The sequence below is a fragment of the Planotetraspora sp. GP83 genome (assembly GCF_041262585.1).
Lineage (GTDB): Bacteria > Actinomycetota > Actinomycetes > Streptosporangiales > Streptosporangiaceae > JAOEGB01.
Genome location: NZ_JBGCBZ010000041.1, coordinates 17,280 through 31,002, shown reverse-complemented (window position 1 = coordinate 31,002; position 13,723 = coordinate 17,280). Strand labels below are relative to the sequence as shown.

Below are 13,723 nucleotides of genomic sequence, written 5' to 3'. Positions count from 1 at the left end.
CCCCAGTCGGTAACGGGGTGCCGGACGTGTCCATGGCCGTCGGTCTGGCGGGGCTGGTGCCTCTCGCCTGGGTGGTCGTGCGGCGGCGTGCTCGTCCCGCTGTCACGGCCGCGCCCCGCGTCAGGCGTCACGCCCGCGTCGCGCGGCTGGGGAGACGAGCCGGGACCGTCGCGCCGGACGTTTTCAGGACCGTCGGTTTCGGGACCCCAGCGTCGGCGGTGCTCGGGCGACGGTGAGCCTTCGTGGGGTTCACGGTGCTGGGGCGCCCGATGGGGGTGGTCTCGATGTCCGTAACCACTGCCGGGACCACCACCCCTGGCGTCGGGCGCGTGCTCCCGCACGTTCGTGGGGTCGTCCTTGGGGTCGTCCTTGGGGTCGTCTTCGGGTACGCCGGGCTGGGGACTCATGCGGGACGCCTCCTCTCGTCGAGTCGCTCGATTCCTTCGATCTCTTCCGGTGCCGCATCGGGCACGGCACGAGGCTCGGGGTGGGGTTTGGGACGGGGCTCGGGGTTTCCGGGCACCCGGCCCATCGCGAGGTCCCTGAGCAGGTCGTTGGGGGTGACCCCGAGCTCGCCCGCCGTGTAGGAGATCGTGTCGGCGTACTCGCCGAGCAGGCCGGAAAGGACCTCCCAGCGGGCGCGTTCGGTCTCGGCGGCGGCCTTCGGGTCGCGCATGAACAGCGGGACCACGCCGTACAGCGCGGCCAGGTCGACGTCGAGCTCGGCCTTGCGGTGGCCGTGCTCGCGAGCGATCTCGTCGCGGTAGCGGCTTCTGATCCGCTCCAGGGCGGCGACCATCGGCTCGACGGCCGCCTTCGCGGACAGCCTCGCCGCCTTGATCTCCGCGCTGTCCTGCGCCCGCTCCGTCGCGATCACGACCGGATCGCCCGCTATGGTGACGTGCACGAACCGCTCGATTGTCAGCAGGCCGCTGCCGGGAACACCCGGGAGGGCCGCCAGCGCGCCGCGGCTGTCGTCGGCGAGGTAGACGTCGTCGTGGCCGAACTCGCGCAGCAGTCGCCGGGCATTGGCGCGGAAGTCCGCGTAGAGCTCGATCCCGGCGGCCTCGCCGTACCGGGCGCTGAGCACGCCGTACCGGCCGGCGATGCCGAGCAGGATGCCGGGGTCCGCGCTCCAGCGGGGCAGCACCACGGCCATGGCGCCGACGCAGACCTTGCGGCCGTCGGCGAGGCGGACCGCGTCGGCGGCCAGCTGAACATTCTGCGGCGCGGTGTCGAACAGCAGCACCGACAGCTCGCCGGTCGCGGGCAGCCTGCGCCGGGTGAACAGGCCCGCGAACGAACCGTGCCGCCCGGGACCGCACACCATCCTCGGCACGCCGTTCCGGAAGACGACGGCCAGCCAGCCGACGTTCACCACGAGCCGACGCTCGACCAAGGGGAAAGGCCCCTTGACCAAGGTCGGCAAAACGTACGTCTGGGACATGCCGGGGCACCTCCGGGAACGGGATGTTCCCTCAAAGTGTCGTCGGCTACGCTCGCCTCGACGTACCCGAAAAACCCGCACTTTCGCGGATGGCATCCTCGACGCCAACCGGGGGGAACCTGGCGTCGAGGTCTGGTTAACCACAGGCCGGAGGGTGGGAGTCCCCGTGAGGAGCCCGGTTCCCAGGGACATGCCGCTTGTCGTCGTGGTCACGCTCCTCACGCTGGCCGCGGTCACCTGGGCGAACGTCGCCTCCTGGGGCGTCGGGCCGCCGAGCCCGCTCTGGGTGGACCTGGCCTACCACGGCTTCGGCTATCCGCTGATCATCGCGGGCGCCATCCTGTGGGCCCGCGGCGCGCGCTCCCGCGTCGGCGTTCTGCTGCTGGTCCTCGGCACGGTCTACTACCTGTCGTTCCTGCGGGTCAGCGAGAACGAGGCGCTGTTCGCCGTGGGGTTCAGCCTTGCCTACCTGTACGTGGGCGTCTTCGCGCACCTGGTCTTCAGCGTCCCGTCAGGGCGGCTGCGCGGCCGGATCGACCGCGCCTACGTCACGGCCAGCTACCTCGCCTGTGTCGGCACCCAGGTCGGCCGCTACCTGACCGATCACCCCGAAGCGCCGTGGAACTACAACATCGGCCAGGTGAACACCCGCTGGGCCATCGCTGGGAGCCTCGTCCTGGCCGCGCTCGGCGTGGCGGGCATCGCGATCGTGCTGCGCCGCCTGCTCATCGCCCTCGCGGTACGCCGCAGGCGGACCGGTCCTGTATGGGCGACATTCATCGCGGTGGGCGTGCTGCTGATCGCGTCCGCACTGGCCAGCGCGACCGGGCGGGCGCTCAGCACGCAGCTGAGCGTGGGGGTGCTCATGCTCGGCGGGGCCGCGGTTGGGATCGTCGTGGCGTATCTGGTCTCGATCGGCATGCAGTGGCGCAGGGAACTGCGCATCGCCGAACTGCCCGCCCGGCTCGGAGAGTTGCGCGCCCCGCCGCTGATGGCGCTGCAGACCGCTCTCGCGGAAGCCGTCGGCGATCCGACGTTGCGCCTGCTGCTGGCCGGTGGTGACGGCGCCCTGGTCGCGTTGTCGGGAGAACGCGTCGGCGGCGACCAGGCCCCGGCCCGTACGCTCACCCCGATCGTCCGCGGAGCGGACGTCCTGGGCATCGTCGAGCACGACGCGGCGCTGACCGAGACCGGCAGGGCGACCGCGAGCGCGATCGCGCTGACCGGGCTCGTCATGGAGAACATGCGCCTGTACACGCAGGTCAGGGACTCGCGGCGACGGCTGCTCGAAGCCGAACTGGCCGAGCGGCGGCGGATCGAGCGTGACCTCCACGACGGCGCCCAGCAGGGGTTCTTCGTCGTGCTGACCCTGCTCGGACTGGCCCAGAAGCAGGCCGAGGCCGCGGGTTCTCCCGGCGCGGAGCTGCTGGCCGATGCCAAGAGTCAGCTGACCGACGCCATCAACGCGCTGCGCGAGCTGGCCCAGGGCCTGCACCCGCGCTCGCTGATCGAGCACGGCCTCCGCGAAACCGTCGCGGAGCTGGCCCGGCGCCACCCCGGGCAGCTCCGCTACGACATCGTGAACCGGCGGTGGCCACGCGACGTGGAGTCCACGGTGTACTTCGTCATCGCGGAGGGCGTCACCAACGCGCTCAAGCACGCGGGCCCAGGCGCCGCGATCGACGTCCAGGTCACATCGGACGGCGACGGTCTCGTGGTCACGGTCACCGACAACGGCGCGGGCGGGGCGAACCTGTCAGGCGGCGGCCTGCGCGGGCTGACCGAGCGCGTCGCGGCGGCCGGGGGCGAGCTCACCGTGGAGAGCCCGGAAGAGGGCGGTACACGGCTGGTCGCACGGCTGCCAGGAGAGTTCCCCGGCGATCGAGAGGGAGAGCAGTGAGAGTCATCATCGTCGAAGACGACCCCATGTTGCGTACGACCTACGTGACCGCGCTGACCCACCTCGGCGTCGAGGTGGCCGGCACCGCGGAGACCATGGATCGGACCCTGGCCCTGGTCGACGAGCACGCCCCCGACGCCGTCAGCCTCGACCTGCGCTTGGTCAAGGAGCCCGAACCCGAGGACGCGGGACTGCGCATCGCCGCGCGCATCCGCGCCCGCTACCCCGAGGTCGCCCTGCTGATCGTGGCGACCAGCCCGAAGGTCGAGCACGTCAAGCGGCTGATGGCACTGGAGGAGCCGCCCCGGGCGGTCGGCCTGATGGCCAAGAGCAGCCTGGGTGACATGGAGCTGATCACGGACGCGCTGACCCGGGTCGGCAAGGGGCAGTTCGTCATCGATCCCGGCCTGATCCGCGAGCTGGTGTCCCCTCGCCGGAACCGCGGCGCCGAGCCCGCCGACCCGCTGTCCACTCTCACCCCCCGCGAACGCGAGATCCTCTCGCTGGTCGCCTCCGGCCTGACGAACCTGGCCATCGCCCAGCGCCTGGCCTGCACGCTCGGCAACGTGGAGAAGAATCTGTCCACAGTGTTCGGCAAGCTCGGCGTGGTCTCCGCCGAGGCCGCCCGCCAGCGCAACCTCAACCGCCGCGTCCTGGCCACCCTCATCTACCTGCGCGGCAAGGACGGCTCCACCCCGTGACCGCGGGAAACCCGAACCCTGGTAGGGGAAACCACACTGGGATTTCCGCCGTGGATCACGCAAGATCTATCCGGCGAGGAGGGACGGAGGATCATGCGCGTCGTCATCGTCGAGAGCACGCCTTCCCTCCGCGACGCGCTCGTCCAGTTGCTGAGTGAACGCGGTGTCGAGGTCATCGGCACCGCCGCCGACGCCGCCGAGGGCCTGCGTGCGGTCGCCGCGACCACCCCCGACGTCGTCATCATCGACGTACGGCTCCCGCCCGACCACACCGACGAGGGCCTGGGCACCGCCGAGGCGATCCGCGCCCGGCATCCCACCATCGGCCTGGTCGTCCTGTCCACCCGCGCGGAACCCGCCTACGCCCACCGCCTGGTCAGCCTGCGCCCTCCCGGCTCCGTCGGCTACATCATCAAAGAACGCCTTGGCGACCCCGACGCCCTCACCGCCGCCCTCCACCGCGTCCACACCGGCGAAGTGGTCATCGACCCCTACGTCAGCTGGCCCGACCAGCCGGAATGAGGTCGGCGGGACAGGTGGCGTCAACGGACGGAAGGGGAAAGCGCCCGCCCTTGAGGGGCGGGCGACTTGTCCTACTGGTCCACTACGGGGCTGCCGGGGAGGCAGCGGGTGGGGAGGGGGTCTACGTTGCAGCCGGTGAGGACGCGGATGATCTGAGGGTCGTGGTCGCTGGCCTGGTCGGAGAATTCGGCGTTGATGTGGACGACTCCGTAGGCGTAGCCCCTGATGGCAGGGCTGACGAGGATGTGGTCGAGGACCTGGGAGTTGCCGTCGAAGATGTAGCTGTAGCGCTGGTCGGCGGGGAGGGTGTCGATCAGGGTCTTGAGAACAGTGCCGTTGCCGGTGATGGTCTGGAGAGCGGGGCTGAACTGGTAGTCGTTGAGATCGCCCAGGACGATGACTTGGGCCCGGCCGCCGCTCTTGTCGGAGAGGTCCTTGACGAAGTCGCGGACTTCGGTGGCCTGCTTGATGCGCTGGACTTCGCTGCTGCGGACCGGCGGCTGCACGGCCGCGGTCAGCGGGGCGTCGCCGCCCTTGGAATTGAAGTGGTTGGCAACGATGAACAGCTGCTTGTCGCCGTCGTAGAGGAATTCGCCGACGAGCGGCTTGCGGCTGGTGGTCCAGGCATCGCTGGTCGGGTTGATCCGGCCAGGCGAAACCGACAGGGAGACCTGGTTGCTGGTCGGCCGCTCGCGGACGACGGAAACGGCCGTGTTCGCGTCGCCGCCGGGGCGATCGACGAACGTCACGCGCGCGGGATTGAACAGGAACACCTGGCGGATGTTGCCGCCCGGCTCACCGCCGTCGGTGTCGTTGTTCGGGTCGATGGAGCGCCAGGCGTAAGTGGGGCCGCCCGCGGTCTGGATCGCCACGATGAACTTCGTAACGGTCTGGTCGGCTGCGACGACGCCGTCGTCGGTGGCGCCGTTGTTGTCCTGGATCTCCTCCAGGGCGAGGATGTCGGGCGAGCCGAGGTTGGTGACGACCGCCTGGGCCAGCCGTGCGAACTTGGTTTCCGGGTTGGTGACGGCGAGGTTCTCGACGTTGTAGGTCGCGACGGACAGGTCGTTCTGCTTCTTCGGCGGGAGCACCTTCTGGCGCTTGAGGCCGCCCTCGGTGATCGTGCCGAGCTGGGTGGCCTGCACGACGTAACCGCCGAACGACTGGTAGTCGACCGGTCCGGCGGTGCCGGCGGCCAGCGTGGAGCCGACGTTGGCGGCGGGCGCACCGTTCAGGGCGACGACCATCAGACGGCCGCTGTTCGGGTCGTCGTACGACTTGTAGATGGAGCCGCCGCGCGGGGTCTGGTTCTGGCCCGGCTTCAGCGTCACCCACAGCTCGGAGAACTCCGTGTTGACCGGGCTGATCAGACGGGTGTCCTCGGCGATGGTGACCCGCATGCCCTCGTGGACCTCAAGCCAGTCCAGCACGTAGGAGGACGGCTCCAGCGGCTGGGCCTCAAGACTGCCGGTCTTTGTGAAGGCGTCGGGGAAGGCGACCGGGATGGCCGCGGGCAGCGGGTTGCCGCTGCTGAGCCTGGTGGTGTTGATCGTGCCGCCGAGTTCGGTGAGGGTCTGCGCGCCGCTGGCGGGGCGGAACTCGGTGACACGGCCGGAGACCAGGACGGAGTCCCCGATGACGACCGCCGGCGACGTCGAGCCGGTGAAGACGAACACGCCCTCGCTGGTCAGGGGGTCGGCGTCGGCACTCGGGTCCTGGAACCAGAAACCGCGCGCGTTGCCCGTCACCCTGACGGCCGTGACGATGCCCGGGACGTTCGTGACGTTCTGCCCGACGATCGGGGAGATCCGGCCCGCACCCTGGATGTCATGGATGCGGGTGGTGCCGGGGGTCGGGTCGACGGGGCCGCCCGGGTTGTCGGCACTGACCGTGGTGCCCGCGGAGTTGGTGGCTTTCGGCACGCCGGCGGTGAAGTCGGCGGCGTTGTTGTCGGTGTCGGTCAGCGCTCCGGTGCGGGCGTCGGCCGTGGTGTTCGAGAGTCCGGGCGCGGCGGCCGTCTCGACATTCGCGGTCGCGCCGTAACCGACCAGGTCCTTGACGTTCGGTGCGGTCGCGCAGCTGATGCCGCAGCCCACCAGCGGGATCTGGGTCGTGACGAGGGCGACGACGCCGGAGGTGGCCGACATGGGGACTGTGCCGATGGCGTCGGGGGTGGGCAGGGCGAGGGTGCCGGCGGCGCCTGCTGCCTCCTGGACCAGGTACCTGCCGTGCGCGGGGATGGTCCCGGTCAGCTTGGTGACCTGGAAGACGGCCCCCGCGGCGGAGGCGTACTGGACGCTCCAGGTCGAGACGTCGACGGGGCTGCCGGAGGTGTTGGCCAGCTCGATGTAGTCGTTCTTGAAGATCGCACCGGAATTGCCGCCGCCGCCGTACACGGTGGAGATGACGACGTCGGAGGAGAGGGCGTTCGCGGTGCTGGGTTGTAATGCCATGGTCGCCGCGACCATCAGCGGCAGGCTCGCCGCCATGATCAGCCGACGTGCTCTGGGGATTGCCACAGGAGGTTGCTCCTAGCTTAAGGGGGTTTCTCCAGGAGCATGGCGTTACACGGGATCGCTTGAAAAGTGGCGTTATCTACTATTCGCCTATCCGCCGAAGGTGCTTCTTTGCCCTTTCCACGAGGTGTCACTCCGGTGGGCCACCCAGGGGTGGAAACCCTCGAGGAGTTTCTGCGCACCCTCATCGATGCCGAGCTGACCGCCCGGGGAATGAGTGCTGTTCGTCTCGCCCGTCTGAGGCGGTCAGCGCTCATGGTCGCCGATCTCCACGTCCGAGTCGTCGCCGCCACAACCGGAGAACTCCTCCGCCAGCTGATCATCGACCCCACCCGCGAGTACCAACCCCAGAAGACCAAGAAACCCCCGAACCGGTAGGTTCGAGGGTTTCCGATGTCTTGAGACATCACATGCGTGCCCCCGGCGAGGGACCCAGCAGAAGGGGAAACTAGAAAGACCCCGTCTGAACAGGCGATTGCTGCGCGACCGCTCGTAGTTGAGACGGTCCGGCCCTTGCCACAGCGTCGAGTCCGTACCTGGCGAGCCGCGGTGGAGCGATGAAGACGATGCCATCGTAGGGGCGATCGCCACGGTGGACCTGGAGTCTCAAGGGCGGCGCGGCGAATGGGTTGCGATCCTCGGTCGCCCCGGAGGGCGACCGCCACGACGGCGGCTGGTGGAGGCACCTTTCGGACTACCTGTTGCGACCGTGGTCGGCGCCATCAGGATCCGGGCCGCGGCGGGACCTCCGTGGTGGGAGCGAAACGCACCACGTGAAAACGAGGACCGAATCGGCCTGGCAGTGGCCGACGCCGGTCCTCGTTCCACGAATGGGACCCGTTCCCCCGATTCACGGCGTATTCGATGCGCCGCGCGAAACGGCCGTCGGTCCCGCCGAGGATCTTCGCGCCGAATCATCGGCCGCGCTTTCCCGCCGCGAAAGGCTTTCGGCTGCGGTCAGGCCTGGGTTGGCTTGACGTAGGTCACCCGGACGTTCAGGTAGGCCGCCACGCCGCGGTCGCGGCCGCGGATGGCCAGCAGGTTGCAACAGTCCAGGTAGACCGCCGGGACGACGACGTCGATCGCGCCGGCGGCGCAGTTGCCGCTCTTGACGCTCTGCACGAGGTGACCGTTCAGGTAGACCTGCGCGTCGTTGTCCACCGTCCCCTGGATGCGGACCTGCTGCGCGTCCCGCGGGAGGTGGATCCAGTGGCGAGCCAGGATGTCGGTGTTCACGGCCCAGGGGGTCTTGACGTTGGTGGAGTTGTTCCACGAGCACGTGCCGTTGGTGGTGCCGAAGCCTGTCTGTCCGGTGGGCCAGGCGCTGTCGTCGAATCCCCGCTCCTGGAAGTCCGGCACGTTCGTCGTCCACGGCACCTGGAGGTAGCTCCAGCCGGTGCTGTTGTAGTCGAGCGCGGTGACGACGCCCGCACGCGCGCTTCCCCCAGCGGCGGACACGGCGGTGGACACGGCGGCCGACGCGGGCGCCGAGGCGGACAGGACCATCGCGGCCAACAGCGAGCCCGCCGCGAGGCCCGTGGGCAGGAACCGCAGGGGGTTCATGAACATGGCGATCTCCTTGTCGATCAGTCGAAATGCCGTGAACCGGCGGGCGTACGAATCGGCGGTTCTTGCCGGATGCCCGGTCGGTGCGGGGAAAGGAAACCACCCACGCCGGTCCGGACGGGTTCGCGACCGGCGAGGTACACCATTTTTTGCACTGATGTTTGTCTCACCGCCGAGGCCGTTTCCGGTTATGGCGCCGATTTCCCCGTAATCCGTCTCAACCGGAGGCGCCGTGGTTACCAGCGCCGGTCCGGAAGGTCACGGGGAAGGACTGCGGCGTACTTGTGGCAAGCCGCTGGGGCACAACTGGGCATCGACCCTGCCGATCGGTTCGCAGGGAACGTGCTCACGGCGCGGAAATGATGTGCTGAGGATACGAGCACCATCTACTGCAGTACCGAAGGGACCGGCCATGGCCACCACCAAGGGACCGCCGACCGCGCACGTCTATCCCGGCAGGACCTCCGCCGCCGACGACCGCGCGTCCCGGCCCGTCGACTACGTCTGGGCCGTCGCCCGGATCGCGCTCGGCTTCATCTTCCTGTGGGCGTTCCTGGGCAAAACCTTCGGCTGGGGCTTCGCCATCGCCGCTGATAAGGCCTGGATCTCCGGCGGCAGCCCCACCACGGGCTTCCTCAAGGGCACCGGCGACAACGCCCTCGGCGGATTCTTCTCCGGCCTGGCCGGGCAGCCGTGGGTCGACTGGCTGTTCATGCTCGGACTGCTGGGCATCGGCACCGCGCTGATCCTGGGCGCCGGACTGCGGATCGCCGCGATCGCCGGAGGACTCCTGCTGGTCTTCATGTGGGCGGCCGAACTGCCCCTGGCCACCAATCCGATCATCGACGAGCACCTGATCTACGCCGTTGTCCTGGCAGGCCTGGCCCTGTCGAACGCCGGCGACACCCTCGGCATCGGACGCATGTGGGGCCGCACTCCGGCCGTACGCGCCAACCCCGTACTGAAGTGACCAGAGGAGGGCCTTCGCCTCTACTGAAGGGGACGAAAGCCACATAGCTTCGGCAGTATGATCCGTGTCTTTCTCGTCGACGACCATGAGGTCGTCCGGCGCGGCGTCGCGTCGCTGCTGGAGGCCGAGGACGACATCCAGGTCATCGGTGAGGCGGGCACCGCCGCGTCGGCGCAGGCCCGCATTCCGGCGCTGTGTCCCGACGTCGCCGTTCTCGACGTACGCCTTCCGGACGGCAGTGGCGTGGAGGTCTGCCGGGAGGTCCGCAGCCGGCTACCGGGGCTGGCCTGTCTCATGCTCACCTCCTACGCCGACGACGACGCCCTGTTCGAGGCGGTCCTGGCCGGCGCCGCCGGCTACGTGCTCAAGCAGATCCATGGCTCCGACCTGGTCGGCGCGGTCCGTACGGTCGCGGCCGGGCAGTCGCTGCTGGACCCGCAGACGACGGCCGCGATGCTGAACCGGCTCCGCGACCAGGCCGCCCGGCGCGACCCGCTGGCCGCGCTCACCACCCAGGAGCAGCACGTCCTGAAACTGATCGGCGAAGGGCTGACGAACCGGGTGATCGGCGAGCGGATGTTCCTGGCGGAGAAGACCGTGAAGAACTACGTGTCCTCCCTTCTCGGAAAGCTCGACATGCAGCGCCGCACGCAGGTCGCCGCCCTGGCCGCCCGCCTGGCGGCCGAGCGCCACGGCTGATCAGGAGTCCACCCCCGCAGCGCCCAGCCGCTCGGTCGAGAAAGGGCCCGCCGGTCCCTGCCAAAGGTTCTGTGCAGGATCCTCGGACTGGCGGACCAAGACGATTCGCAGCGCGAGCCGGGCGATGGTCGGCCGGCTCCACTTCTCAGCGGACCTTTTGCCCGTCTTTTCGAGAGCGGAGGCGATGCGGCCCAGCTCGGCGCGGACGCCGGTCTCAACGACCACGGCGGGGCCGGTGCCGCGGCTGATGCTGGCTGTCACCCGAGAGCAGGGCAATTAGGCACCGGTCTACCCAGGTACAACGGCCCCATCGGTGGGGCCCAGCGCCTCTGACCGTGCCGGTAGCGCGAGCGCAAGCTGAGCGTATGCAGACCTACAGCGCCGCCGCCAACACGGCAGCGGCCCGGGACCAGGTGTCGCATACCACAGCGTCGCGGCGGCCGAAAGCGAAGTCGCCCACCTGCATCTGCTGCCCGGCGGCTAGGTCGGCACGCTCTCCGCTGTGGCCAGCCGAGCCGGGGGAACTACAGGTCCGCCCGATCCGCAGCCTCAACGCCGAGGTCAGCATGGGCGAGGCGTCCGGCGACGCCACCTTGACCGTCGTGGGCTCCCGCAGCGACTTCACCGGGCTGTTGCCCGGCTCGGTCAGCGGCGCGCTGGTCCACCACGCCTACGGACTGTCGCGTCATTCCCACCGGCAGGTACCGAAAACCCGCTCGTCCCTGCACGCAGACGGCCCCGGGTCTCCGGCGCCAGCAAGGGGAACGCATCATGACCACCACAATATGGATCATCGCTATCGTCGCGGTGCTGGCAGTGCTGCTGCTGGCGCTCGCTCTCAAGGTCGTCAAGCAGTACGAGCAGGGGGTGCTGTTCCGGCTCGGCCGGGTCATCGGTGTGAAGAAGGCCGGGCTGACCGCGATCATCCCGTTCATCGACGTGCTGCACCGGGTGAGCCTGCGCATCGTCACCATGCCGATCCAGTCGCAGGGCATCATCACCCGCGACAACGTCAGCGTCGACGTCTCGGCCGTGGCGTACTACAGGGTCACCGACGCGGTCAAGTCGGTGGTGGCGATCGAGAACGTCGAAGCCGCCATCAACCAGATCGCCCAGACCACGCTGCGCAAGGTCGTCGGCCAGCACACCCTCGACGAGACGCTGTCCGAAACCGACCGCATCAACCTCAACATCCGCGAGATTCTCGACGTCGCCACCGAAGAATGGGGCGTCGCGGTCACCCTCGTCGAGCTCAAGGACATCCAACTGCCCGAGAGCATGAAACGCGCGATGGCCCGCCAGGCCGAAGCCGAGCGGGAGAAGCGCGCCAAGATCATCGCCGCGGAAGGTGAGGCGCTCGCCGCCGATGCCCTCGGCACCGCCGCCGACATCATGATGGCCCACCCGCTCGCACTACAGCTGCGTAACCTGCAGAGCCTGGTCGAGCTCGGCGTCGACAAGAACACCACCGTCGTCTTCCCTGCCCCGCTGATGTCCACTATCGGCGAGCTGGGCTCGTTCCTGGCCCGGGAAAACGCCGCAGCCACGGCGACACCGCCGACCGCGCCAGCCCTTGATCGGTCACTGCCCGAGCAGCCGGCGCCCAACGGCAAGCCCGTCGCCACCAGCACCACATAACCGACTGGTCCTACGCCGCCTCTGCGCGAGCAAGGCGGCGTTCGGTTGCGGTCAGACGATCCATCGGCCGCGCGCCCCGAGGATATGGACCTCGACATAAGGAGGAACGTGAGCGCGACGGCCGACATCGCCGGGAACCACACCACAAGCCGCACCGCGACGCCGCAGACCGCACCCCTGGTCGTCGGCAAAGTCGCCGCCGCGGGAGCGACCGGCCCGCAAAGGCCGGCCCGAGCCCGGATGGCCCGTGACCTGGTCACAGTGGACAACGCCGACCGGCGGCGATCGGTCGCGCGTCAGACTACTTCGGGCGCCCATCCAGTCTCGGCGACCGGATCACGCCCGCAGCCCAGTCCAGCTCCGTCGCGAACTTGATAGGTCGCCATGACTAGCAGATTTCCTCGGCTCAGCTCCATGGACCTGACCAATCTCGCAGTGGAGGCACCAGAGACGCCCATGCACATCGGCGTCCTCGCCGTCCTCAACGGCCGGTCGCTGTGCGACGCGAACGGGCGGCTGCGGTTGGCCGCGCTCCGGATCGACATCGACGGCCTGCTCGCCGGCGTGCCTGAGCTACGCCGGATCGTTCGCCGTCCTGGCCGGCTCGCCGGGCCGCCGCTGTGGGTCGACGACCGGTCGTTTCGCATCGACCGGCACGTGAACGAGGTCGTGCTGCCCGTCCCTGGTGACGAGGCCGTGCTGCTGCGCCTGACCGAAGAATTGCTGGCCCCACTCCTGGACCGGGAACACCCGATGTGGCGGATCTGGTTCATCACAGGGCTGCCCGACGGTCGGGTCGCCGCCGTCATCGCACTCCATCATGCGATCGCCGACGGCCTCGCTGCGGTAGGACTTCTCACCGCACTGCTCGACCCCGACACGGCGACCACAACCAAGCCCTGGGTGCCGACCGCGCCGCCGCAGTGGCGCGACCTGGCTCGCGACAACTTCCGAATCGGGCTCGCCACCATGCGGCGGCTCGCCCACTTGCCCGATCCCCGGCGGCTCGCGGGGTCGTTGTCGGGCGGCTGGCGAGTCCTCGGCCAAGCATGGCGGGCTCCGCGCACCTCGCTGACCGGTCCGATCGGCCCGCAGCGCGCCCTCGCCGTTCAGCGCCTCGACCTCGCGACCGCCAAGCGGATCGCCCATGCCCACGGCGGGAAGGTCAACGACGTCGTGCTCGACCTGGCCGCCGGAGGCCTGCGCGCCCTCCTTCGTTCCCGGGGCGAATCCGTCGACCTCAACGTGCACGCCGCCGTCGCCGCGTCACCACGCAACGAGAAGCCGGCGCCCCGTACCGGCAACCGCGCGGGAATCATCGTCGTCAAACTTCCGCTGGACGAGCCTGACCCGGCCGCGCGACTGCGTCTGATCCGCGCGAACAGCGACCGTGCCAAGCGGGAGCAGATCCTCACCACCGAGCAGGGCATGATGCTCTGGCTGGCCCGCTTGGGCCTGCTACGGCGCTACACCCGCCGGCAACGCCTCACCACCATCGTCGAGAGCGATGTGATCGGCCCACCCGCCCCCATCCGGCTGCTGGGAGCGGAGGTCGTCGACATGATCCCGATCGGGGCGCTCGCCGGCAACCTCGCCATATCGTTCCTGGCGTTCTCCTACGCCGGAATCCTCACCATCACCGTCCGCGTCGACGCCGAACGCCACCCCGACTTTCCGGTGCTGGTCGCCGCGATGGCGCAGGATTGGCACTCGCTCACCACCGAAGCGGCGCCTGCGAGAGCCTGAACGCCATCAGGGCGTTCC

Annotated in this window: 13 protein-coding genes and 1 pseudogene; 8 read left to right on the top strand and 6 right to left on the bottom strand. The window is 69.3% G+C overall.

Going from position 1 to position 13,723, the window contains the following annotated elements; all coding sequences use genetic code 11:
* Both ABH927_RS33615 and ABH927_RS33610 read right to left on the bottom strand, forming a co-directional pair.
* Positions 1–407: pseudogene (locus ABH927_RS33615) on the bottom strand (hypothetical protein); the annotation flags it as partial.
* On the bottom strand, positions 404–1,447 hold the full coding sequence (locus ABH927_RS33610; RefSeq protein ID WP_370028452.1) for a hypothetical protein: 1,044 nt from the start codon (positions 1,445–1,447) through the stop codon (positions 404–406). The pseudogene ABH927_RS33615 and the gene ABH927_RS33610, both read right to left, overlap by 4 nt.
* A gap of 166 nt (positions 1,448–1,613) precedes the next feature.
* Between ABH927_RS33610 and ABH927_RS33605 the strand changes: the two genes are divergently transcribed.
* From ABH927_RS33605 to ABH927_RS33595, 3 genes are all read left to right on the top strand, one after another.
* Positions 1,614–3,347 carry a histidine kinase gene (locus tag ABH927_RS33605; RefSeq protein ID WP_370028450.1) on the top strand — a complete coding sequence of 578 codons (1,734 nt, stop codon included), beginning with the start codon at positions 1,614–1,616 and terminating at the stop codon, positions 3,345–3,347.
* A complete protein-coding gene (locus ABH927_RS33600; RefSeq protein WP_370028449.1) occupies positions 3,344–4,048 on the top strand; it encodes a response regulator in 705 nt (234 codons plus the stop codon). The genes ABH927_RS33605 and ABH927_RS33600 overlap by 4 nt, the downstream gene beginning before the upstream one ends.
* Positions 4,049–4,141: 93 nt before the next feature.
* On the top strand, positions 4,142–4,570 hold the full coding sequence (locus ABH927_RS33595) for a response regulator transcription factor (RefSeq protein ID WP_370028447.1): 429 nt from the start codon (positions 4,142–4,144) through the stop codon (positions 4,568–4,570).
* A gap of 71 nt (positions 4,571–4,641) precedes the next feature.
* Here ABH927_RS33595 and ABH927_RS33590 read toward each other — a convergent pair whose 3' ends face one another.
* On the bottom strand, positions 4,642–7,089 hold the full coding sequence (locus ABH927_RS33590; RefSeq protein ID WP_370028445.1) for a lamin tail domain-containing protein: 2,448 nt from the start codon (positions 7,087–7,089) through the stop codon (positions 4,642–4,644).
* A 150-nt stretch (positions 7,090–7,239) separates the two neighbouring features.
* Here ABH927_RS33590 and ABH927_RS33585 point away from each other — a divergent pair, with 150 nt between their 5' ends.
* Positions 7,240–7,464: a hypothetical protein gene (locus ABH927_RS33585; protein WP_370028443.1), complete on the top strand. Its 225-nt coding sequence runs from the start codon at positions 7,240–7,242 to the stop codon at positions 7,462–7,464.
* Positions 7,465–8,043: 579 nt separating this feature from the next.
* Here ABH927_RS33585 and ABH927_RS33580 read toward each other — a convergent pair.
* A complete protein-coding gene (locus ABH927_RS33580; protein ID WP_370028441.1) occupies positions 8,044–8,655 on the bottom strand; it encodes a hypothetical protein in 612 nt (203 codons plus the stop codon).
* 409 nt (positions 8,656–9,064) lie between these two features.
* On the opposite strand from ABH927_RS33580, the gene ABH927_RS33575 reads away from it, so the two are divergent.
* Positions 9,065–9,622 (top strand): hypothetical protein, encoded by a 558-nt coding sequence (locus tag ABH927_RS33575; RefSeq protein ID WP_370028440.1) that lies wholly within the window; start codon positions 9,065–9,067, stop codon positions 9,620–9,622.
* A 57-nt stretch (positions 9,623–9,679) separates the two neighbouring features.
* Complete coding sequence (locus ABH927_RS33570; RefSeq protein WP_370028438.1) at positions 9,680–10,321, top strand: response regulator; 642 nt, start codon at positions 9,680–9,682, stop codon at positions 10,319–10,321.
* Here the strand turns inward: ABH927_RS33570 and ABH927_RS33565 are convergent, their stop codons facing one another.
* Together ABH927_RS33565 and ABH927_RS33560 are read right to left on the bottom strand one after the other, a co-directional pair.
* Positions 10,322–10,582: a hypothetical protein gene (locus tag ABH927_RS33565; protein WP_370028436.1), complete on the bottom strand. Its 261-nt coding sequence runs from the start codon at positions 10,580–10,582 to the stop codon at positions 10,322–10,324.
* A 112-nt stretch (positions 10,583–10,694) separates the two neighbouring features.
* Positions 10,695–10,946, bottom strand: coding sequence for a hypothetical protein (locus tag ABH927_RS33560; protein WP_370028434.1), 252 nt, complete (start codon positions 10,944–10,946; stop codon positions 10,695–10,697).
* A 146-nt stretch (positions 10,947–11,092) separates the two neighbouring features.
* On the opposite strand from ABH927_RS33560, the gene ABH927_RS33555 reads away from it, so the two are divergent.
* Both ABH927_RS33555 and ABH927_RS33550 read left to right on the top strand, forming a co-directional pair.
* Positions 11,093–11,959, top strand: a complete 867-nt coding sequence (locus tag ABH927_RS33555) for a slipin family protein (protein WP_370028432.1) — start codon at positions 11,093–11,095, stop codon at positions 11,957–11,959.
* Positions 11,960–12,373: 414 nt separating this feature from the next.
* A complete protein-coding gene (locus ABH927_RS33550; protein ID WP_370028430.1) occupies positions 12,374–13,705 on the top strand; it encodes a wax ester/triacylglycerol synthase domain-containing protein in 1,332 nt (443 codons plus the stop codon).
* The last annotated feature ends 18 nt before the right edge of the window (positions 13,706–13,723 follow it).